This window comes from Corynebacterium kefirresidentii, from assembly GCF_016599755.1.
GTDB classification, from domain to species: domain Bacteria; phylum Actinomycetota; class Actinomycetes; order Mycobacteriales; family Mycobacteriaceae; genus Corynebacterium; species Corynebacterium kefirresidentii.
In genome coordinates, this window is the sequence record NZ_CP067012.1 from 2,123,220 (window position 1) to 2,141,973 (window position 18,754).

16 protein-coding genes and 1 pseudogene are annotated in these 18,754 nt (G+C 59.1%); 9 read left to right on the top strand and 8 right to left on the bottom strand.

The annotated features are described in order from the left end of the window. Positions 1-12 precede the first annotated feature (12 nt). The 5 genes and pseudogenes from I6I12_RS10180 to I6I12_RS12165 all read left to right on the top strand — a co-directional run. Complete coding sequence (locus I6I12_RS10180; RefSeq protein WP_023020690.1) at positions 13-456, top strand: hypothetical protein; 444 nt, start codon at positions 13-15, stop codon at positions 454-456. A 40-nt stretch (positions 457-496) separates the two neighbouring features. Then, entirely contained in the window at positions 497-1,078 is a 582-nt protein-coding gene (locus I6I12_RS10185; protein ID WP_200288170.1) for an ABC transporter ATP-binding protein, read from the top strand. Further along, entirely contained in the window at positions 1,075-2,097 is a 1,023-nt protein-coding gene (locus I6I12_RS10190) for an ABC transporter permease (protein ID WP_200288172.1), read from the top strand. The genes I6I12_RS10185 and I6I12_RS10190 overlap by 4 nt, the downstream gene beginning before the upstream one ends. 142 nt (positions 2,098-2,239) lie before the next feature. After that, positions 2,240-2,617: a GntR family transcriptional regulator gene (locus I6I12_RS10195; protein ID WP_200288174.1), complete on the top strand. Its 378-nt coding sequence runs from the start codon at positions 2,240-2,242 to the stop codon at positions 2,615-2,617. Positions 2,618-3,039: 422 nt separating this feature from the next. Further along, positions 3,040-3,636, top strand: a pseudogene (locus tag I6I12_RS12165) (DUF1648 domain-containing protein); the annotation flags it as partial. Between the two features lie 277 nt (positions 3,637-3,913). On the opposite strand, the gene I6I12_RS10205 reads toward I6I12_RS12165, so the two are convergent. Continuing rightward, positions 3,914-7,345, bottom strand: a complete 3,432-nt coding sequence (locus tag I6I12_RS10205) for a pyruvate carboxylase (RefSeq protein WP_200288178.1) — start codon at positions 7,343-7,345, stop codon at positions 3,914-3,916. Positions 7,346-7,722: 377 nt separating this feature from the next. On the opposite strand from I6I12_RS10205, the gene I6I12_RS10210 reads away from it, so the two are divergent. From I6I12_RS10210 to I6I12_RS10220, 3 genes are read left to right on the top strand one after another with little or no spacing between them, the layout of a single operon-like run. After that, positions 7,723-8,091: a GntR family transcriptional regulator gene (locus I6I12_RS10210; RefSeq protein WP_200288180.1), complete on the top strand. Its 369-nt coding sequence runs from the start codon at positions 7,723-7,725 to the stop codon at positions 8,089-8,091. Next, complete coding sequence (locus tag I6I12_RS10215; RefSeq protein WP_200288182.1) at positions 8,078-8,932, top strand: ATP-binding cassette domain-containing protein; 855 nt, start codon at positions 8,078-8,080, stop codon at positions 8,930-8,932. Before I6I12_RS10210 ends, I6I12_RS10215 begins: the two co-directional genes overlap by 14 nt. A 2-nt stretch (positions 8,933-8,934) precedes the next feature. Next, entirely contained in the window at positions 8,935-9,618 is a 684-nt protein-coding gene (locus I6I12_RS10220; RefSeq protein ID WP_200288184.1) for a transglycosylase, read from the top strand. Positions 9,619-9,706: 88 nt separating this feature from the next. Here I6I12_RS10220 and I6I12_RS10225 read toward each other — a convergent pair whose 3' ends face one another. Genes I6I12_RS10225 through prpD form a run of 3 tightly spaced genes read right to left on the bottom strand, consistent with a single transcriptional unit; the run spans position 9,707 to position 13,322 of the window. Then, complete coding sequence (locus tag I6I12_RS10225) at positions 9,707-10,864, bottom strand: bifunctional 2-methylcitrate synthase/citrate synthase (RefSeq protein ID WP_200288186.1); 1,158 nt, start codon at positions 10,862-10,864, stop codon at positions 9,707-9,709. Between the two features lie 14 nt (positions 10,865-10,878). Next, positions 10,879-11,811, bottom strand: a complete 933-nt coding sequence (gene prpB, locus I6I12_RS10230) for a methylisocitrate lyase (protein WP_200288188.1) — start codon at positions 11,809-11,811, stop codon at positions 10,879-10,881. Further along, positions 11,811-13,322: a 2-methylcitrate dehydratase PrpD gene (gene prpD, locus I6I12_RS10235; protein ID WP_200288190.1), complete on the bottom strand. Its 1,512-nt coding sequence runs from the start codon at positions 13,320-13,322 to the stop codon at positions 11,811-11,813. The genes prpB and prpD overlap by 1 nt, the downstream gene beginning before the upstream one ends. 167 nt (positions 13,323-13,489) lie before the next feature. Here prpD and I6I12_RS10240 point away from each other — a divergent pair, with 167 nt between their 5' ends. Next, entirely contained in the window at positions 13,490-14,803 is a 1,314-nt protein-coding gene (locus tag I6I12_RS10240) for a short-chain fatty acyl-CoA regulator family protein (RefSeq protein WP_200288192.1), read from the top strand. A 72-nt stretch (positions 14,804-14,875) separates the two neighbouring features. On the opposite strand, the gene I6I12_RS10245 is transcribed toward I6I12_RS10240, so the two are convergent. The 4 genes from I6I12_RS10245 to upp form a co-directional block, all read right to left on the bottom strand. Beyond that, on the bottom strand, positions 14,876-16,303 hold the full coding sequence (locus I6I12_RS10245; RefSeq protein WP_023020677.1) for an NAD(P)H-quinone dehydrogenase: 1,428 nt from the start codon (positions 16,301-16,303) through the stop codon (positions 14,876-14,878). A gap of 70 nt (positions 16,304-16,373) precedes the next feature. Beyond that, complete coding sequence (locus tag I6I12_RS10250) at positions 16,374-17,564, bottom strand: M20 family metallopeptidase (RefSeq protein WP_200288194.1); 1,191 nt, start codon at positions 17,562-17,564, stop codon at positions 16,374-16,376. A 93-nt stretch (positions 17,565-17,657) separates the two neighbouring features. Next, positions 17,658-18,032, bottom strand: coding sequence for a helix-turn-helix domain-containing protein (locus tag I6I12_RS10255; protein WP_200288196.1), 375 nt, complete (start codon positions 18,030-18,032; stop codon positions 17,658-17,660). Between the two features lie 47 nt (positions 18,033-18,079). After that, positions 18,080-18,715 carry a uracil phosphoribosyltransferase gene (gene upp / locus I6I12_RS10260; RefSeq protein WP_034656252.1) on the bottom strand — a complete coding sequence of 212 codons (636 nt, stop codon included), beginning with the start codon at positions 18,713-18,715 and terminating at the stop codon, positions 18,080-18,082. Between the last annotated feature and the right edge of the window lie 39 nt (positions 18,716-18,754).

The window sequence follows — 18,754 nt, forward strand, 5'->3', positions numbered from 1 at the left end:
AGCCTTGGAAGAATGACTGCTTCTTCCCTCGGCGTACGCTTGGCCAAGGAAGAGGATCGTGATTATCTCGCGGTCCTCTTCCCTTCTTATATCTCTGAGTGGTCCCCCATCGTGGACGGCGGTGTCCTCGCCTTGCCCATGTCCGCGAACGAGGATCCCACCACTGCTCCCCGCGGCGCCGCGCTTTTGCGCTACTACCCCGCCGCTGACAAAGGCCCAGCTTTCTTGGGCGATCCCTTAGCCCACCCGCTTGACGACGCCGCCTGGCTCACCCCCTTCGATCCCGAGGAAATCCCCGAGCTCGTCGTCGCCACCGACGATCCAGCCGCCCGCACCCTGCTCATTAGCAACGCCATCGACCTCGCGGCCGAGCAGACCGCTCCTGGTATCTCGTCGGCCACGCCCCTACCTGGTTTCGAGGAGCTTGCCCCAGGTAAATTCTTCCGCCGCTTTTAGCCCCCCAGGGTCCAGCCGCCTGTCTGCTAGCCTGGCAACAATGTTGACAATAGATGCAGACTACGGACATTCCGCCGCCTTGGGGCACCTAAATCGCAGCTTTGATGTCGGTCGCGTATACGGCCTGAAAGGCCCGAATGGTGCGGGTAAATCTACGCTGCTGCAGACGTTGAGCGGCGAGATTGCCCCACTAAATGGCACCGTTTTCATCGACGGTGCCGCGCCCGGTAGCGCGGAGGCGGCCGGTTCCGTCATCTCCGTCGGGGACCCAGTCTTTCTCCCCGACCTCACCGTGGGTGAGCACTTTAGTGTGCTATCCCGCCGGACCGGCGTGGACTTTACCGAGATCCATGAGCTCTGGGCCCTCGACCAAGCCATCCTGAATTCTGCGGTCAGCGATCTTTCCTCGGGCCAGCGCCAGCGCGTCTACCTCGCAGCCCAGCTCTATCAGCCGGCCAAAGCCCTGCTTATCGACGAGCCCGAACGCCACCTCGACCACACCTGGATCGACTTTTTGGCCGAGGAGCTACGCCACCTCGCAGCCGATGGCCGCTGTGTTGTACTTGCTTCCCATTCTCCAGCCATCTTCGATGCCTGCGACGAGGTGGTGGAGATTTCATGAAACTTCTCTCCACAGCCTCCTCAGCCATCTATTACACTTTCATCGCGGCACTTATCGCGAGCGTCAGCGTCTACGCCTGGCACAATGCTGCAGCGCTTCTGCCCTCGCTAACACAGCGCACGGCCGCTGCTCTGCCCGCAACCGCGACCATTGGCGCCGGGCTCGGCTCGATCGCCCTCATCGTTCTCCTCGAGGCGCTCTACCCGCTGCGCAGCCTTTCGCTCGGACGTTGGGTCTATACGGATAGACCGCGGGGGCGCATGCGGGGCGTCGATAAGCTGTCCATTGCCCAACTCGCCGGCGTCAGCCTCCTCGGCCTTGCTCTGTGTGCATCACTGCACCTTTCACTCTATGCGGCGATAGCCCTCCCTCTGCTGCGGTCTGTCATTGGCTGGCGATCCTTCGATCTCGCCTCGCTCCTCCGCGCGGGCCGTACCCGTGCCGTCGGCTCGTCCTCCTTTGGGCTACTGGATTCTGAGGTTTCTGCCGATGCCATCGCCTCCCAATCCGCGCGCCTGCGCCCGCGCTCGCGTGCCACGACTTCGCTCAGTCTCCTCTTTGCCCGGCGCCTATATCGCCGGTGGTATATCCCTCTCGGTGCGGTCGCCGTCATGGGGCTGACCCTAGCGCTTGCCCCACAGCTCGGCAGCCTTGCTCTTATTGGATTCGCTGCCGCTTGGACCATTGTCAGCGCCGCTACCAGCCGCGCCGCCTCCTTCGGCCGCATCGTCGATGGTGCGTGGCCCGACTGGGGACTGCCGCTGGCTGCCACCGCAGGTGCTGCCGTTCTTGGCACCGCCTTCATCGCCACCGTGTGGAAGCTGTCCCTGTTCACGCTCGCAGCATGTTGTTTGGGGCTTAGCTACGCCGCCTTTAAGCGCTCCCGTCCCGCACGCGTGACCACCATGAATATCATCGATACCGGCGGCTTCGGCGCCTCCTTCTCTCCCGAGGTCTTCGGTTACTTCATGCGCGGGAGCTACGGTATTGCTGCCATCGCAGTAGCCCTTTTCCTCTAGTCTCCCTGCCCCAACACCCCAGGTATGTCACTGCTTTAAGTCACACATACCTGGGGTTTCTTTGGGATCTCATTTTGTATTACAACTAGCAATACAGATTGTGTTACTATAAGTAATACAGAAAAGAGATTGGAGGTGACAGATGTTCATTACCCTTAACCCCGAATCTGACGTCCCCGTATTTCAACAAATTCACGATGAAATCGTTTTGGCTATCGCTCGCGAACAGCTTTCCGATGGCGACAAGCTAGATCCCGTCCGCCGCGTTGCCAAAGATATAGGCATTAACCCCGCCACCGTAAAGAAGGCTTACGACCTCTTGGTTTCCGAGGGCCTTGTAGAAACCGCCGGCCGGTCCGGATCCATCGTCAGGCCTGGTGCTCGCACTGCCGCGCAAGAAAAACAACTAGAAGAGCAATTAAGCCGCGTAGTCGCACTCGCCCGCGCCCAAGGCTTTAGCCCAGATGAGCTCCACGCTCGACTCAGCTCCACCCTTAATGACCTGGAAGTATCACCATGATTTTCACACTTTTAATGGCCGCCACCACCCTCGTTATCACCTGGATCATGGCCACAGCCCCCTCCCTGGCCTCGCCTGGCACACCGCTCGGAGTGCGCGTACCGAAGGCTTACCTTTCCGATTCTGCAGTTACCTCTGCCCTCGCCGGATTCAAGATACGCACGTGGAGCTGCGGCATCGTGGCAACGGCCATGTCCCTCTTTGCCTGGAAACTGCCGTTATTAGCCGCACTACCTTCCCTCGTGGTGGCGCTCGGTGGCATGTGGGCTTATGCGTCCCAACGCCGCCGTATCATCGCCGCTAAAAAGGCGGGCGGCTGGTTCAACGAGGTGGAAACCAGCATCGCTGCCCGTGTTTTCACCAAAGCATGTGATTCACCCGAATTCCGCGGCATCCCTACCCCGACCTTTCCGTGGGTAACCATGTTCTCTTCCCTGCTGTGCATCGCGGTCGGTGCCATCATCGTCGCTTCCCACTGGTCCGCCATTCCGGACCCCGTTCCCGTGCACTGGAATGAATCCATGGAGGCCGACAATTGGAGCGACAAATCAATTGGGAGCGTGTTTTTCTCCTCTTTCGCCGCTCTAGGCATGCTCTGCCTATTCACCATCATCTGCTCTTTTATCGCGCATAGTGAGGTATCCCCACGCTCTGAGCGCAACGTTAAAGCTCGGGTGCGCAACGAAGCAAACCTCGCTGTGACGAATACCGGAATGGGAGTCCTCACCCTGCTCATCAGCGCCGGGATCGCACTGATGCAGGTAACCGGCCCTATCCCGCATTATCAACGCTTCAACGGCGCCGCGATCACCACAATGCTGATTCTCACCATTGGCGGCAGCATCGGTTTAGTTGTATTTCTTCTCTATAAGCAATCCCGGTTATCCGAGCAATTGCGCGGCATCCACTTTCCCGATGACGACAAAGAATCACCGGACAATGACCACCTCTATAAATGGGGTGTAATGTACTACAACCCTGATGACCCAGCGGTCCTAGTAGATAAACGCTTCGGTACGGGAATGTCCTTTAATTACGCTCGGTGGCAGGCCAAAGCTTTCCTCGTCGTTACGTTTGTCATCTTGGTCGGCTCGTTAGCATTGCCCGTCATCCTTGGTTAAGGCGAGCCTCCGCCATCCTCGCGAATCAACGATTTCGTCCATCTAGAGCAAGGATTTCGTCGACGGTTGCGGTCATTTGGATGGACGAAATCGTTGATCTTTACCACAACTAGACACCACAGCGCCCCGCTCCCTAGAGATTACTCAAAGGAAGCGGGGCGCTTGAGTGTGCTGATTAGTTGATTACAGCAATGAGGTCGCCGCCTTCAACCTTGGTGGCCTGGCCGATGGCCACGCGTTCGACCACGCCATCCTTGGTGGCGGAGATGGAAGCTTCCATCTTCATTGCCTCAATGACGGCGATTTGGTCGCCGGCCTTTACCTCGTCGCCAGGCTTGGCGGTCGGATTAACCACGCCAGCGAATGGTGCAGCGACGTGGCCCTCGTTGGAAGGGTCAGCCTTTTCTACGGTGGCGACGGTGGACTCGGCGTTTTCGTCGCGAACCTTCATCGGGCGAATCTGACCGTTGACATTGAGCACGACGTTACGCATGCCCTTTTCATCCGGCTCACCCACGGCGTCGAGACGCACCACGACCTGCTTGAGATCGGCGCGATCGGTGGAGCCTTCTGGGAAGTAGTGGACTACCTTTTCTTCGCCTTCAGTCAGACCGTAGAAGAAGGTGGTATCCGTCAGCGCCTCGGTATTGCCGTACTTGCGGCGGAACTCGTTGAACTCCTCGAACTGCTTCGGGAAAAGCAGGCGGTTCAGGCTAGCGCGGCGTTCATCCGAATTATCGGACTCGAGGTGTGGCTGCTCCTCAGCAGGAACTTCGCTGATTTGGGCGCCGGTCGCCTCGCGACCGGCGAGCACCTTATCGCGCAGTTCCGGCCAGCCGCCCGGAGGGGTGCCGAGCTGGCCGCGCAGGAACTGGTTAACCGAGTCCGGAATATCAAACTTCGTCGGATTAGCGGCGAAGTCTGCAGGATCTACGCCCGCGCCAACAAGGTGCAGGGCAAGATCGCCTACAACCTTGGAGGACGGGGTGACCTTGGTCGGACGGCCCAGCATCTCGTTAACTGCTGCATAGGTGTCCTCGATGACCTCGAAGCGATCCGCCAAGCCAAGAGCAACGGCTTGGGCACGCAGGTTGGAGAGCTGACCGCCTGGAATCTCGTGTTTGTACACGCGACCGGTCGGGCCAGGGATGCCGTTCTCGAACGGGGCGTAGAGCTGGCGCACGGCCTCCCAGTACGGCTCGAGATCGGAAACTGCCTGCAGGTCGATGCCGGTGTCGCGCTTGGATTGGGAGAAGGCCGCAATAAGCGCCGACAGCGATGGCTGCGAGGTGGTTCCTGCCAGCGGCGCGGAGGCGCCATCGACGATGTCGGCACCGGAGAGCGCAGCCGCATAGTAAGTGGCCATCTGTCCACCGGCGGTATCGTGCGTGTGCACGTGCACTGGCAGATCGAATTCCTTGCGCAACGCCATGACTAGCTTGGAAGCCGCCTCAGGGCGAAGCAGACCCGCCATATCCTTGATGGCGAGGATATGGGCGCCGGACTCCACAATCTGCTCGGCCAGCTTGAGGTAGTAATCCAGCGTGTACAGGTTCTCCTTCGGTGAGGAAAGGTCGCCGGAGTACGCCATGGCCACCTCAGCAACGGTGGTATTGGTCTCGAGGACGGCATCGATGGCGGGGCGCATCTGGGAGACGTCGTTAAGAGCATCAAAGATACGGAAGACGTCTACGCCGGACTTGGCTGCTTCTTGAACGAAGCCGCGGCAGACCGAATCCGGGTATGGGGTGTAACCCACGGTATTGCGGCCGCGCAGGAGCATCTGGATATTTTGGTTCGGCATAGCCTCGCGCAGCATGTCTAGGCGCACCCAGGGGTCCTCGTGGAGGAAGCGCATGGCGACGTCATAGGTAGCACCACCCCATGCCTCCACGGAGAAGAGATTCGGAGTCATGCGCGCAACGGCCTCGGCCGCAGAAACCAAGGCGGTACTACGCACGCGGGTGGCCAGCAGGGACTGGTGGGCGTCACGGAAGGTGGTGTCCGTAACCATGAGTGCGTGCTGCTTACGGATCTTTTCTGTCCACTTCTGCGGACCAAACTCCAGCAGATCATCGCGGGAACCGCGCGGTAGCGGCTCAGAAGAGTCCAGCTCGGGGAGCTTGTCAAAGGGACGCAGCGCCGTCGGGCGCTTGCCGTTGGGTTTATTAACGGTGGTCTCCGCAATGTACTCGAGGATTCGACCAGACTCATCGACGGCGGGCGGCGCCTTGAGCAGGTGCGGGTGCGCGTTGATAAAGCCGGTGTCCACACGGGTCTGAGTGAAGTCCGGCTCGCGCAGCAGGGCGCGCAAAAAGCCGATATTGGTGGCCACACCGGAGACGTGGAACTCGTTGAGGGCGCGCTGGGCGCGCTGCACGGCCTGCTCGAAATTGACGCCGCGGCAGGTCATCTTTACCAGCAAAGAGTCAAAGTTCGGCGATACTTCTGCACCCACAGAAGTTGCACCGTCCAAACGCACGCCAGCGCCGCCCGGCGAACGATACGCGGTCAGCGTACCGGTATCCGGGCGGAAGCCGTTATTGGGATCCTCGGTGGTAATGCGGCACTGCAGGGCAGACCCGGTGATGGAAATCTTGTCTTGGGCGAGGTGAATATCCTCCAGCGAGGCACCGGCCGCGATATTCATCTGTGCCTTCACGATGTCGACGCCGGTGATTTCCTCGGTCACGGTGTGCTCCACCTGCACACGCGGGTTCATCTCGATAAAGACGTGGTTGCCGCGCTCATCCACAAGGAATTCCACGGTACCCGCGCCCTCATAGTTGATGTGCTCGCAGAACTTCACCGCATCCTGGCAGATGCGGTCACGCAGCTCTGGGTCCAGCGTCGGCGCCGGGGCGATTTCCACTACCTTCTGGTGGCGGCGCTGGACGGAGCAGTCACGCTCAAAGAGGTGAATAACGTTGCCTTGGCTATCAGCCAGAATCTGCACCTCGATGTGCTGTGGCTTGATTACCGCGGTCTCGAGGTAGACGCTGCCATCGCCGAACGCGGCCTCCGCCTCACGGGAGGCCTCGGCTGCCTTCTCGCGCAGTTGGTCTTCAGTTTCAACGAAGCGCATGCCGCGCCCGCCGCCACCGGCGACGGCCTTAACGAATACGGGGAAATTGAAATCCTTGGAGTATTCCACCAGCTTATCGACGTCCGTCGATGGTTCCGAATCCTGCAACGTCGGCAGTCCAGCTTCCTTCGCCGCGCTTACCGCTGCAGCCTTATCACCAGTCAAATCCAGCGTGGATGGGGTCGGGCCAATGAACTTAATTCCATTGTCCTCACAGGCACGAGCGAGATCCGCACGCTCCGAAAGAAAACCGTAGCCGGGGTAAATAGCATCCGCTTCCGCCTTCTTCGCGGCGCGAATAACTTCATCGATATCGAGATAAGCCTTTACCGGTTGCCCCTCGGTACCAATACGGACGGCTTCATCTGCAAAGGCACGATGGAAGGAGTTACGGTCTTCACGAGGGTAGACCGCGACGGTCTTTGCCCCAGTTTCAAAGGCAGCGCGGAATGCACGCACGGCGATTTCGCCGCGGTTGGCTACCAGAATCTTTTTGAACGATGGAAGCGCGGGATTAGCCACTTCTGTGTTCCTTTCAGCTCGGAAGACGCCGCGATGCAACGCCTCCTGTTGGGTGATCCGCATCTCAGTTTAGAGGGCTAACCCTCAAATGTCTGCCCTTTTTAACGCCGAATTCGCCACACTTACCAGCCACGGAGCCGCCTTGCGGATATTTCTACAGGTCGACCAGTAATAACAAGGTTAGCGATTCTGTAAATGTTGCAAATTTTTGTTTCAACAACTTATACAACGGGGACACCCACAATTACACCGCAGCTCCGCCTCACACCACGCTGACCGTTGACCGCGGGCACCTTTCGTTATATGGTTACCCACATAGGTGGTTAACCCATACACCGGAAAGGGAATCATATGCCACGAATCAGAGGGGCCGCAGCATGAGTGACACCCGGCCTATTTACCAGCAACTGGCAGGAGGGATTAGGGACATGATCATCAGTGGCGAACTGCCAGAGGGCGAACGCGCCCCCAGCACCAACGAGCTTTCCGCGTTCCATTCCGTCAACCCAACCACCTCTGCCAAGGCTCTCACCGTCCTCTTCGAGGAAGGGCTGCTGGAAAAACGCCGCGGCTTGGGCATGTTTGTACGCGAAGGCGCGCGCGAGAAGGTTCGCCGTCAACGCCAAGAATCACTCAGGGAAGACTTCATCGTTCCCCTTCTGAAAGAAGGGGCCGCATTGGGATTAAGCGCCAGCGACATCGCTGACCTCATCGAAGCCGAAGGAGACCATCATGACGCACCTTAAGTTGCAGAACGTCACCTGCAAACACCGCCTGCACGTGCCGCACCTCGATCTCAACTCCGGTATGTACGGATTGATCGGCCCCAATGGCGCAGGCAAGACCACTCTCTTGCGTGCGGTAGCGGGGTTCCTGCCCGTCAAAGGCAACATCGACGCCTCGTCGGTGGCGATCGCGCGCACCGGCGCCGATATCTTGCTTTCCGGTTCTACTGTGGTCCAGCACCTGCGGGCCGCAGCGCACGTACGAGAGGGATTCGACGTGGGGTATGCGGAGGAGCTTTTGGATAGTCTGGGCGTCGATAAGCGCTACAAGAACCGTTCTTTAAGCACCGGTCAGCGCCAGCTAGTTGCCTGTGCCACTGCCCTGGCAGCGCGCACTCCGGTTGCCCTCCTCGATGAGCCTTTCAATGGCCTAGACGCACCGACGCGGACGCGCCTGCGAGAGCTCATCATCGCCCATGCCGCGGCCACCCCGGATTGGCTGCTCGTACTTTCTTCCCACCGAGCGGAAGACCTCGTAGGTTTGGTTGACCAGGTCATTACCGTGCAGGAAGGCACAGTCAATAAGCCCACAGATCTTGAATCTCAGCGGCCGCATTACCCCGTGCTCACCGGCAGCGCAAAGAACGTTGAGCAAGCCCTCGCACTTGCCGACGCCCTCCCCCTCCACCAATCCTCCCTAGGGTCGACCACCAAGGTTCATGCCTGGTCCCCAGTACCATTTCCAGCGGATACCGCAGCTGCCGCCCACGTCACCGTTTCCTACCTCGACGACGGCCAGCTCATTGATTCCCTTGTTTCCCACGCCCTTGAATCCGCCCGCCCCCGACAAGAGGAGTCCTAGTCATGAAGCTACTTAAGACCTTCAACCTCAGCGCCACCAAAGCGCTCATCGTTATTAGCATCATCGTCATTTTGCTGTGGGTCCTCCCGTATGCCGTCCCCAGCGATCCCACTGCCATCGGCGCCAATCCAACCGGCTGGGGAATCTTCGCAGTCTTTATGTGGGGACTCTACTGTGCCTTCGCCGCAACCGAATACCGTTCCTTGCGCAGCCTAGGGATGCGACCCCGGCAATGGCTTAGCAGCATGCACGCGACACTGTGGCTAGCCGCGCTCATTTTTGGAGCCGTCGCCTGGACCGCTTACTACATCGCGCTGCAATCGGGTGCGTACGCGAATTCTTCGTGGGCAATCACCCCCGGCGCAGTAGAAGCCAGCCTTCCGTTTTGCTACGTGGCAACCTTCGGTAGCTTCGCCTGTGGTCACCTCATAACCGGATACATTGGCGCACTCATCGGTGTGGTAGTAAGTAGCGCAAACCAAAGCTCCCTATTCGTTCGGCTCCTGCTAATCGCCGGCATCATCATCGGCTTATTCCTAGCGGATGGCATCGTGATTACTCTCGCTGAATCATTTGGAGCTGTAGAAATCGGCGCCCCATGGCCCGGCATGTTTTTCTTCGCTGGTTTAGCTGTCCTTATCTGCACCGCAGCAATTCACATCCTGGCGCGGCGTATCCAGCCATAGCCCGACTGCAGAAAAACCACGACAGAAATATCGGCTCCCCCGCTCCGGCCAACTTGACGGTGCCGGAGTCTGGGGGAGCTGACACGTTTTAGAAGGACTTCGGCGGGACCGAACGCTGCTCCTCGCCGTTATAAGCGGATAGCGGGCGGATAAGCGAGTTATTCTCGTTCTGCTCTACGATGTGTGCAGTCCAACCGGTGATGCGAGCCATGACAAAGATTGGTGTGAAGAATTCAATGTCAAAGCCCAGGATGTGATAGGCAGGTCCAGCCGGGAAGTCGAGGTTGGGCTTGATCTTGATGGAGGTATTTTCCTCCATCGTCTTGGCCATGACGTCATACATCTCAACCCACTGAGTTTGGTCGTGTTGTTCGGCCAGCTCCTTAAACGCTGCCTCCATTGTTGGCACGCGGGAGTCGCCATTTTTGTAGACGCGGTGACCAAATCCCATGACCAATTCCTTGTTCGCCAGCTTCTTTTTGGTCCACTCTTCTGCCTTGGCAGGATCGGCAATCCCCAGGAAGTTTTTCATCACAGCCTCGTTGGCGCCGCCATGCAGGGGCCCCTTGAGCGCGCCGATGGCCGCGACGATGGCGGAATAAGTATCGGACATGGTCGAGGTCACCACGCGGGCTGCGAAGGTGGAGGCGTTAAAGGAGTGCTCGGCATAGAGGATGAGGGACTTATCAAAGGCCTCGATATCGGCGCGGTTGGTAGCTGGGGAGCCTTCCTCATCACCGAAGACCATCCAGAGAAAGTTCTCCGCAAAGCCCTTCTTGCGAGAGGGCTGGATGTAGCCTTCGCCGCGGCGGCGCCGGATATCAAGCGCAATGATGGTGGGAATCTTGGCCATAAGCTCCAGCGCGGTGCGGCGGATATGCTCGGAATCCTTGGTGTATTCCTCTGGGTCCTGGGAACCGATATAGGAAATGGCGGTACGCAGTACATCCATCGGGTGACACGAGAGCGGCATGGACATGATGAGGTCGATGACGTGGCGCTCTAGGTGGCGCAAGGCCTTCTCGCGGGCGGAGAATCGAATAAGCGATTCTTGGCCTGGCAATTTGCCGTTCCACAGCAGGTAAGCCACTTCCTCAAAGGAGCAGTAACGAGCCAGCTCCTGGACGGGGTAGCCGCGGTAGGTCAACGAGTTGGTTTCAGGAACGACCTTGGAAACGGCAGTTTCATCGACGACGACGCCGTATAGGCCCTTGCGGATTTCGGGGGTGTGGTTCTTATCAGACATGGTGGGAAATCTCCTTAGCTTTCAAAAGTGGGCTGGTAGGTGTCTTTGGAGTAGGTGAATACGGATTTATCGAAGTCGTTGTATTCCTCGTAGCGCACCAGTTCATACAGGCGGGAACGGTGTTGCATGCGCTCAAGCCAATCGGTTTGAATCCCGGTTTCTTGCATATCGCGCAGGAAGTCTTCGGTCGCCCCCATAGCCACGCGGAAGGAGGAGACGGGCCAAATAACCGCGTTGTAGCCGAGGTCTTCTAGCTGTTGCGCCGAGAGCAGCTCGGTTTTGCCGAACTCGGTCATATTTGCCAGCAGTGGGGTATCCACCGCGGCGCGGAATTTCTCAAAGTCTTCCGGACGGTACAAAGCCTCGGTGAAAATGAGGTCTGCTCCAGCATCGGCGTAGGCCTTGGCCCGGTCGATGGCATCATTGATGCCGTTTACTCCTGCGGCATCGGTGCGGGCGCAGATAATGAAATTCGGGTCGCGCCGCTCGTTAACCGCGGCGCTAATGCGGCGGACCATGATGTCTTTGTCTACCACTTCTTTGCCATCAAGATGCCCGCAGCGCTTCGGGTTAACTTGGTCCTCAAGGTGGCAGCCGGCAAGACCAGCGTCCTCAAGTGCGGCGATGGTGCGGGCGGCGGACATGGGTTCGCCGAAGCCAGTGTCGGCGTCGACAAGCACAGGCAAATCCGTCGCACGAGCAATCTGCCCAGTGCGCTGTGCCACCTCGGTCAAGGTGGTCAGGCCAATATCGGGAAGGCCCAAATCATTAGCCAGTACCGCGCCGGAGACATAAACGCCACCGAAACCACCAATATCTTGGATTAGGCGCGCGGTTAGGGGATTAAACGCGCCCGGCAAGCGGGTGATGGTGCCGGATTCAAGGTCAGCGCGGAAGTGCTGGCGCTTTTCCGCGGCAGTTTTTATAGAGCCAAATAGTCCTGCCATTAGAAGATTCCTTTCGGTTTCTCAGGCGCGCTGGCCACGTGAGCATCAGTCACCCGAACGTTGAGCTCGGTCAGGTCGGTGAGGTTTTCCAAGTTCTGGACCGCATTGAGGAAACGTTCTTGTTCGGCCTCCTCCACGATGCCGGCCGCAAGCTTGGTGAATTTCTCTATGTACTGCTCGCGGGCAAATGGGCGCGCGCCCAGCGGATGGGCATCAGCAACTGCGCGTTCATCTTCTACCACGGTGCCGTCTTTGAAGGTGATAACCGCCTTGCCGCCGAAGGCCTTTTCAGACAGGTCGTTGGAGTGATAGCGGCGGGTCCACTCGGGGTCTTCGACAGTGGAAATCTTGTGCCACAGCTCGATAGTCTCCGGGCGGTTGGCGCGCTCGGGCGCGTAGGAAGCCTCGTGGTCCCACTCGCCATCCTCGAGGGCTACGGCAAAGATGTACATGATGGAGTGATCCAGCGTCTCGCGAGAAGCAGAGGGATCCATCTTTTGTGGATCGTTGGCACCGGTACCGATGACATAGTGCGTATGGTGCGAGGTGTGCAGAACAATGGACTCGATGTCCGCAGTCTGCAGGCCCTTTTCTGCCAAGGTTTTCTTTAGCGCAAAGGCCATATCGATGGGCGCTTGGGCCTGGTATTCAGCCGAGTGTTCCTTGGTATAGGTATCCAAGATGGCGCGCTTTTCCTCGCCAGGTTCTGGCAGGGGGACCGTGTAGGTGCGCTCCGGCGAATGCAGCATCCACGCGATGAATCCATCCTCGCCTTCCCAGATGGGCGCCGGCGCACCTTCTCCGCGCATCGCCCGGTCAACGGCTTCAATAGCCATCTTTCCCGCGAAGGCTGGGGCGTAGGCTTTCCAAGAGGAAATCAAGCCCTTACGGGATTGCCGAGTGGCGGTAGTGGTGTGCAGTGCCTGGCCCACCGCCTGGTAGATGGTGTCCTTATCTAGTCCAAGCATGGTGCCGATACCGGCGGCTACAGAAGGGCCAAGATGTGCCACGTGGTCAATCTTGTGCTCGTGCAGGCACATACCTTTCACGAGGTTGACCTGGATTTCATAGCCGGTAGCGATGCCCCGGATAAGGTCTCGGCCGCTCAGCCCCTTATGCTGGGCGGTAGCAAGCAGCGGTGGGATATTATCCCCGGGGTGCGAGTATTCAGCAGCCAGGAAAGTGTCGTGGTAATCCAGCTCGCGGACTGCAGTGCCATTGGCAAGCGCGGCCCATTCGGCCGAGTAAGTACCATCCACACCAAATACCGTGGAGCCTCCCTTAGTTACTGGGTGTGCCTGAGCCATGACGCGGGCAGAGGTTACCGGGCCACGCGCTACGGACGCCATGCCCACGGCCGCATTATCAATAATGCGGTTGATGATCATATCGGTGGTCTCGGCGGGAACCTCTACCGGATCCGCGGCTACTTCTGCCACCTTGTACGCCAGGTGCTCCTCATAGGGGAAATCCTCAGCGGATTTATGGGTTCTTACCTCGTGGTTCTTCACTAGATGGATCCTCCTCCACTCTGTAAATGCGTTGTGGATCACACTAAATGCTTGAATGTGCTGCGCGCTATAAGTATGGTGTGTGTAATCTAGCGGAATGAGTCAGTGAAATCTGCAAAGTTTGTGGTTTCAACTGCTCATGGCGGTGAAAGGCGGCATAGCAACCGATGACCAAGCATTATGCGGGGGCACGAATCCATGCACTGCGCAAGCAACGGGGACTCACACAGGTAGCGATGGCCAAACAATTGGGGCTGTCCACCAGCTACCTCAACCAGCTCGAAAACGACCAGCGCCCGCTTACCGTCACCGTGCTTATGCAATTAGCCCAGCGTTTTAACCTGGACCCCGGCTATTTTGCGAACGACCGCGATGCACGCACCATTACCGACCTGCGCCGGATCTTCCCCGAGGCCACCGAAGACTCCTTGGCCGACCTCGCCTCGCGCTTTCCGGAGCTCATGCCACGCTTCGTCGATATCGCCACCCGCGCTCCGGCGCGCGAGCGCTCCCCCTTTGAGCTCGTGCGAGATTTTTTCTACGACGCCCATAACTACATTCACGAGCTCGATGTGCTGGCAGAAGAGCTCGCCGGCCAGCTCGGTGACCGGGTGCTACGCCGTGGCCGCCTAGCTTCCCGCATGCAGGAGGACCTTGGCGTTACCGTCCGCTTTTCCCGGCCGGGCCCACGCCGCAGCTTCAACCCTGACACCCGAGAGCTTGCGCTTCGCGACGGCCTCTCCGAAGCCCAGCTAGTCTTTGAAATGGCGCTCCAATATTGCCTGATTGCCTACCGCGATGTCTGCGATAACCTCGTCTCCGAACTTCCGGCAGGCGAAGCCCAAGAATTAGCTACTTTAGGTCTCGCGCAATACTTCGCTGCTGCGGTCACCATGCCCTATCAACCGTTCCTCTCGATGGCTGAGGAAACCCGCTACGATATCGACCTTTTGTGCAACTACTTTGGCACCGGTTTCGAAACCACCGCGCAACGCTTGGCTACTCTCCAGCGCCCAGGCCTTAACGGCGTTCCCTTTTCCTTCATCCGCACTGACCGCGCTGGGAATATCTCCAAGCGCCAATCCTCCACCGCCTTCCACTTCGCCCGCTCAGGAGGCTCTTGCCCGCTGTGGGTAGTCCACCGCGCCTTTGAAACGCCCAACCGCATCACTCGCCAGGTAGCCGCCATGCCGGATGGCCATGCCTACCTGTGGATAGGCCGCTTTGTGCAAGGAACCGCAAAATCCTGGGGCACCCCACGCAAGGAATTCGCCGTGGGCTTAGGCTGCGATATCTCTGAGGCCGACCGCATCGTCTACGCCGATGCTCTTAATCTAGATGTATCCGCCGCCACCCCTATCGGCCCTGGTTGCACCGCGTGCCCGCGTGAACATTGTCCCCAGCGTGCCCTTCCACAAGCAGATCGCCCCATCCAGGTTTCGCTCAATCGCACCGCCGAGCATTCCTACTCCACCTTCTAGCAACGCATGCAAAAGCGCCCGCCCTAGGCTGGTTACCAAGGCGGGCGCAAAAGAAAGGAACCGAAAGAAACTTTACTCCAGATCGTCGTGAGCCACGAGGCGTCGCGCGGCCTCGGTAATGGTGCCGGACAGAGACGGGTAAACGGCGAAGGAATCGGCCAGCTGATTTACGGTGAGCTGGTTGGTCACGGCCATGGCGATGGGCAGAATGAGCTCGGAGGCGGTCGGTGCAACGATGACGCCACCGATAACGCGGCCGGAGGTCGCGCGGCAGAAGAGCTTGACAAAGCCGTGCTGGAGCGAGCGCATCTTGGCGCGCGGGTTGGTATTCAGCGGCATGGTGATGGTGCGGGCGGCTACCTCACCGGCCTCGATTTCTGCCTGGGTGAAGCCTACAGCGGCAATCTCTGGGCGGGTAAAGACGGCGTTAGCCACGGTCTTTAGACGCAGCGGAGAAACGCCCTCACCGAGGGCGTGATACATGGCTACGCGGCCCTGCATTGCAGCAACGGAAGCCAACGGGAAGAGGTCAGAGCAATCGCCAGCGGCGTAGATGCCCGCGATATTAGTGCGGGAGACGCGGTCAACCTGAATGTGGCCAGACTTGGCGGTTTCCACGCCAACGTTCTCCAGCTTCAAGTCTTTGGTATTCGGGATGGAGCCAATAGACATGATGACATGGGAACCGGTAATTTCGCGGCCGTCTTGAGTGGTCACCAGCACATTGCCGTCCTCGGTGCGATTGACGGTTTCCACGCGGCAATTCTTTTCCAGCTCAACGCCGCGCTCGCTAAGCACGGTCTCGAGGACGTCGGCCGCGTCGGCGTCGTCATGCGGCAAAATGCGGTCGCGGGAGGCAACCATGGTGACCTTAACGCCCAGCTCCGCAAAGGCGGAGACGAACTCGGCACCGGTGACGCCGGAACCGACGACGATGAGGTGCTCCGGCAGCTCGGTGAGGTTATAAACCTGCTGCCAGGTAAGGATGCGTTCGCCATCCGGCTGCGCACCAGGTAGCACGCGCGGGGTGGCGCCGGTAGCTACCAAGACGAGATCTGCGTTAATGGTTTCCTCGTGGCCATCCTCATTGAATACGGCAGTGACCTTATGGCCGCCGAAGGCATCGGCTTCCTGATCCTCTGGGAAATAGCCGCGGCCATCGATAACGCGTGCGCCCAGGGACTCCACAGTGGCGCGGATATCGGAGGACTGCTTGCTTGCCAGATCCTGCACGCGCTTATTCAGTGCGGTCAAGGAAAGATGGGCCTGACCAATGCCCTGGTTAAGTTCCATATCCTCGGCACGGCGCAGGTCGGTCTTGATATTGGCACCAGCGATGAAGGACTTGGAAGGAACACAGTCCAAGATAACGCTGTTGCCGCCCATGCCCTGGTCTTCAATAATGGTGATTTCTGCACCATATTTAGCACCTGCCAACGCGGCCTCATAGCCGGCTGGGCCGCCGCCGATGATGACGATTCGCTTGGTCTGGTTCAACACGCACTTGCTCCTTTATCGGCTCCACTTTAAAAGTCGCTTACGAGTCTAACGTGTAGGGCCGTAAAGCGCGTTAGTCTGTCTCCGCATTCTCCCCTATGAACTGCTCAACCACGGCGCCGAAGAGCTTGATGCCCACGCCGATGGCCCGCTCGTCCACGATGAGATCGCCCATGTGCAGGTCATGCTGTTCGCCTTCGCCGGACCAGCAGCCCAGCCGCGCCATGGAACCGGGGACCTTTTCCAAGTACCAAGAAAAGTCTTCGCCACCGGAGGACTGCGGGGCCTGGACCACGGCCTGCGGATCGATGGATTGGGCGGCGGAGGCAAGCAGGGCGGTTGCGACGTCGTCGTTAAGCACCGGTGGTACGCCGCGGTTATAGGTCAGCTCATGTTCTACGCCTACCGGCGCGAGGATTTGATCCACCAGTTCGGTAAAGAGGCTTTGCATATCGCGCCAGGTGCCAATATCGGCCGTGCGCATGGTGCCAGTCAGGCTGCCGGTCTCTGGAATGGCATTGGGTGCATACCCCGAGTTGACCTGGCCAAAGACCAAAACGGTGCCGGTGCGCGGGTCAACGCGGCGCGAGAGCAGCGCGGGCAGTTCGGTGATGACCTTGCCCAGGGCATAGACGACGTCGGCGGACAGGTGCGGACGGGAGGTATGCCCGCCCGGACCCTTGATATTGAGCTCCACTACGTCAGTAGCGGAGGTTATCGCCCCGGCGCGAATGCCAATTCGGCCCACGCGCAGCTTGGGCTCGGCGTGGATGGCAAAAATGGAATGCACGCCTTCCAACGCGCCCCATTCAATAACGTCGGTCGCACCGCCGACCCATACTTCTTCGGCGGGTTGGAAGATGACTCGAATACCCAGCGGCAGGTCGTGGACACGCTGAAAATCCGCCAACGCGCAGGCCAAGCCGAGCGCCACGGTGGTGTGTACATCGTGGCCGCAAGCATGCATCTTGCCGGGCACCTCAGAGGTATATTCCAGGCCGGTGACCTCGGTGACTGGCAGGGCATCAATATCCGCGCGGAAAGCTAATCGGCCTAATTCCGTATCGGGGCCAATGTCTACCATGAGGCCGGTCTGTGGGAAACGCTGGGGCACCAGACCGTAGTCCTGCAGGATTGAGGCGAGAAAGTTGGTGGTTTCTACCTCTTGGTTCGCGGTTTCCGGGTGGCGGTGGATATGGCGCCGCCACGCGATGACCTCCGCACGGTGGGCATTGAACCACTCGTTGATGAATTCCGAGATCATCCGCGTGCCTTCCCTGTCGTTGAAATACGTCTGGGTGCAAAGTCTACAACTAGACCATGCGGTTCAGTAACTCAGGTGGTGATACGGGGTGCGCTAGGTCAGAGCTCCATTCCACGTAGCGGCAAACCGACGCTGATCCACATAGCCTTGTGGGAAGGGCGCGACATCCTCGGCGGCCGCCACCGCGGAATCAGCTAAGTGCCCTTCCACCACGTCTCCGCCGGCTGGCAGCAATACCGCCGGCGGGATCTCTAGGGCTAGGGCCAGCTTATATACCGTAGAAAGCTGCGGGTCGGCCATGGCATGCACGCCATTTTCATTGCGCTCCAAATTGGAAATTTGGCTGCGGGAGACCCCAGAAATCTCCGCGAGCGCCTGTTGCGAAATCCCCCTACGTTTCCGCACGCGCCGCAATTGCTGTGAAAATCCGTGGCCATAACTCGACCACATTAAATGAATGAAACTCATATACTCCCCCTGGAAAGTGCGGTCGCCTTTCCAGGGAGAACACTACCTTAAAGGTCGATATTGCGCGGGCCGTAGAGGCGGTCGCCAGCATCGCCCAATCCCGGCACGATATAAGCATCTTCATTCAGGGAAGGATCGATGGCGGCGGTAACCAAACGTACCGGCAGGCCGGATTCGGCCAGTGCATCCACGCCTGGCTGTGCCGAGACCATGCAAATGGCGGTGATATCGGTGGCGCCGCGGTCAGCAAGTAGGCGCAATGCGTGCAGCAGAGAACCACCGGTAGCCAGCATCGGATCCACCACAAACACAGTGCGGCCGGTGAGATCTTCCGGCAGTGCTTCCAAGTACGGCACCGGTTCGTGTGTCTCTTCATTGCGGGCCATGCCGATAAAGCCGACCTGTGCATCCGGAATCATGGACAGGGCCGGATCCACCATGCCCAGCCCGGCGCGGATGATCGGCACGATAATGGGCGGGTCCTGCAGGCGGGTGCCTTGTGCGGTAGAAACCGGGGTGGCGCAGTCGAAGTTCTCCACGGCAAGATCGCGGGATGCCTCGTACACGAGCATGGCGCCCAAGTCTTTCAGGGCGGCGCGGAAAGCGGAGTTATCGCTGCGCGCATCGCGCATGAGTGTCAGGCGGGCGGCGGCTAGCGGGTGGTCTACTACGTGGATGTCCATGACCACCACTTTAAACTTTTTGGGAACCAAATGGGCCAT

What these genes read in the sequence shown, in the direction of transcription:
- I6I12_RS10195 (WP_200288174.1), top strand. Translation starts at nt 2,240, where the DNA reads ATGTTCATTACCCTTAACCCCGAATCTGACGTCCCCGTATTTCAACAA.
- I6I12_RS10180 (WP_023020690.1), top strand. Translation starts at nt 13, where the DNA reads ATGACTGCTTCTTCCCTCGGCGTACGCTTGGCCAAGGAAGAGGATCGT.
- I6I12_RS10215 (WP_200288182.1), top strand. Translation starts at nt 8,078, where the DNA reads ATGACGCACCTTAAGTTGCAGAACGTCACCTGCAAACACCGCCTGCAC.
- I6I12_RS10220 (WP_200288184.1), top strand. Translation starts at nt 8,935, where the DNA reads ATGAAGCTACTTAAGACCTTCAACCTCAGCGCCACCAAAGCGCTCATC.
- I6I12_RS10225 (WP_200288186.1), bottom strand. Translation starts at nt 10,864, where the DNA reads ATGTCTGATAAGAACCACACCCCCGAAATCCGCAAGGGCCTATACGGC.
- I6I12_RS10240 (WP_200288192.1), top strand. Translation starts at nt 13,490, where the DNA reads ATGACCAAGCATTATGCGGGGGCACGAATCCATGCACTGCGCAAGCAA.
- I6I12_RS10250 (WP_200288194.1), bottom strand. Translation starts at nt 17,564, where the DNA reads ATGATCTCGGAATTCATCAACGAGTGGTTCAATGCCCACCGTGCGGAG.
- I6I12_RS10210 (WP_200288180.1), top strand. Translation starts at nt 7,723, where the DNA reads ATGAGTGACACCCGGCCTATTTACCAGCAACTGGCAGGAGGGATTAGG.
- I6I12_RS10190 (WP_200288172.1), top strand. Translation starts at nt 1,075, where the DNA reads ATGAAACTTCTCTCCACAGCCTCCTCAGCCATCTATTACACTTTCATC.
- I6I12_RS10255 (WP_200288196.1), bottom strand. Translation starts at nt 18,032, where the DNA reads ATGAGTTTCATTCATTTAATGTGGTCGAGTTATGGCCACGGATTTTCA.
- I6I12_RS10185 (WP_200288170.1), top strand. Translation starts at nt 497, where the DNA reads ATGTTGACAATAGATGCAGACTACGGACATTCCGCCGCCTTGGGGCAC.
- prpB (WP_200288188.1), bottom strand. Translation starts at nt 11,811, where the DNA reads ATGGCAGGACTATTTGGCTCTATAAAAACTGCCGCGGAAAAGCGCCAG.
- upp (WP_034656252.1), bottom strand. Translation starts at nt 18,715, where the DNA reads ATGGACATCCACGTAGTAGACCACCCGCTAGCCGCCGCCCGCCTGACA.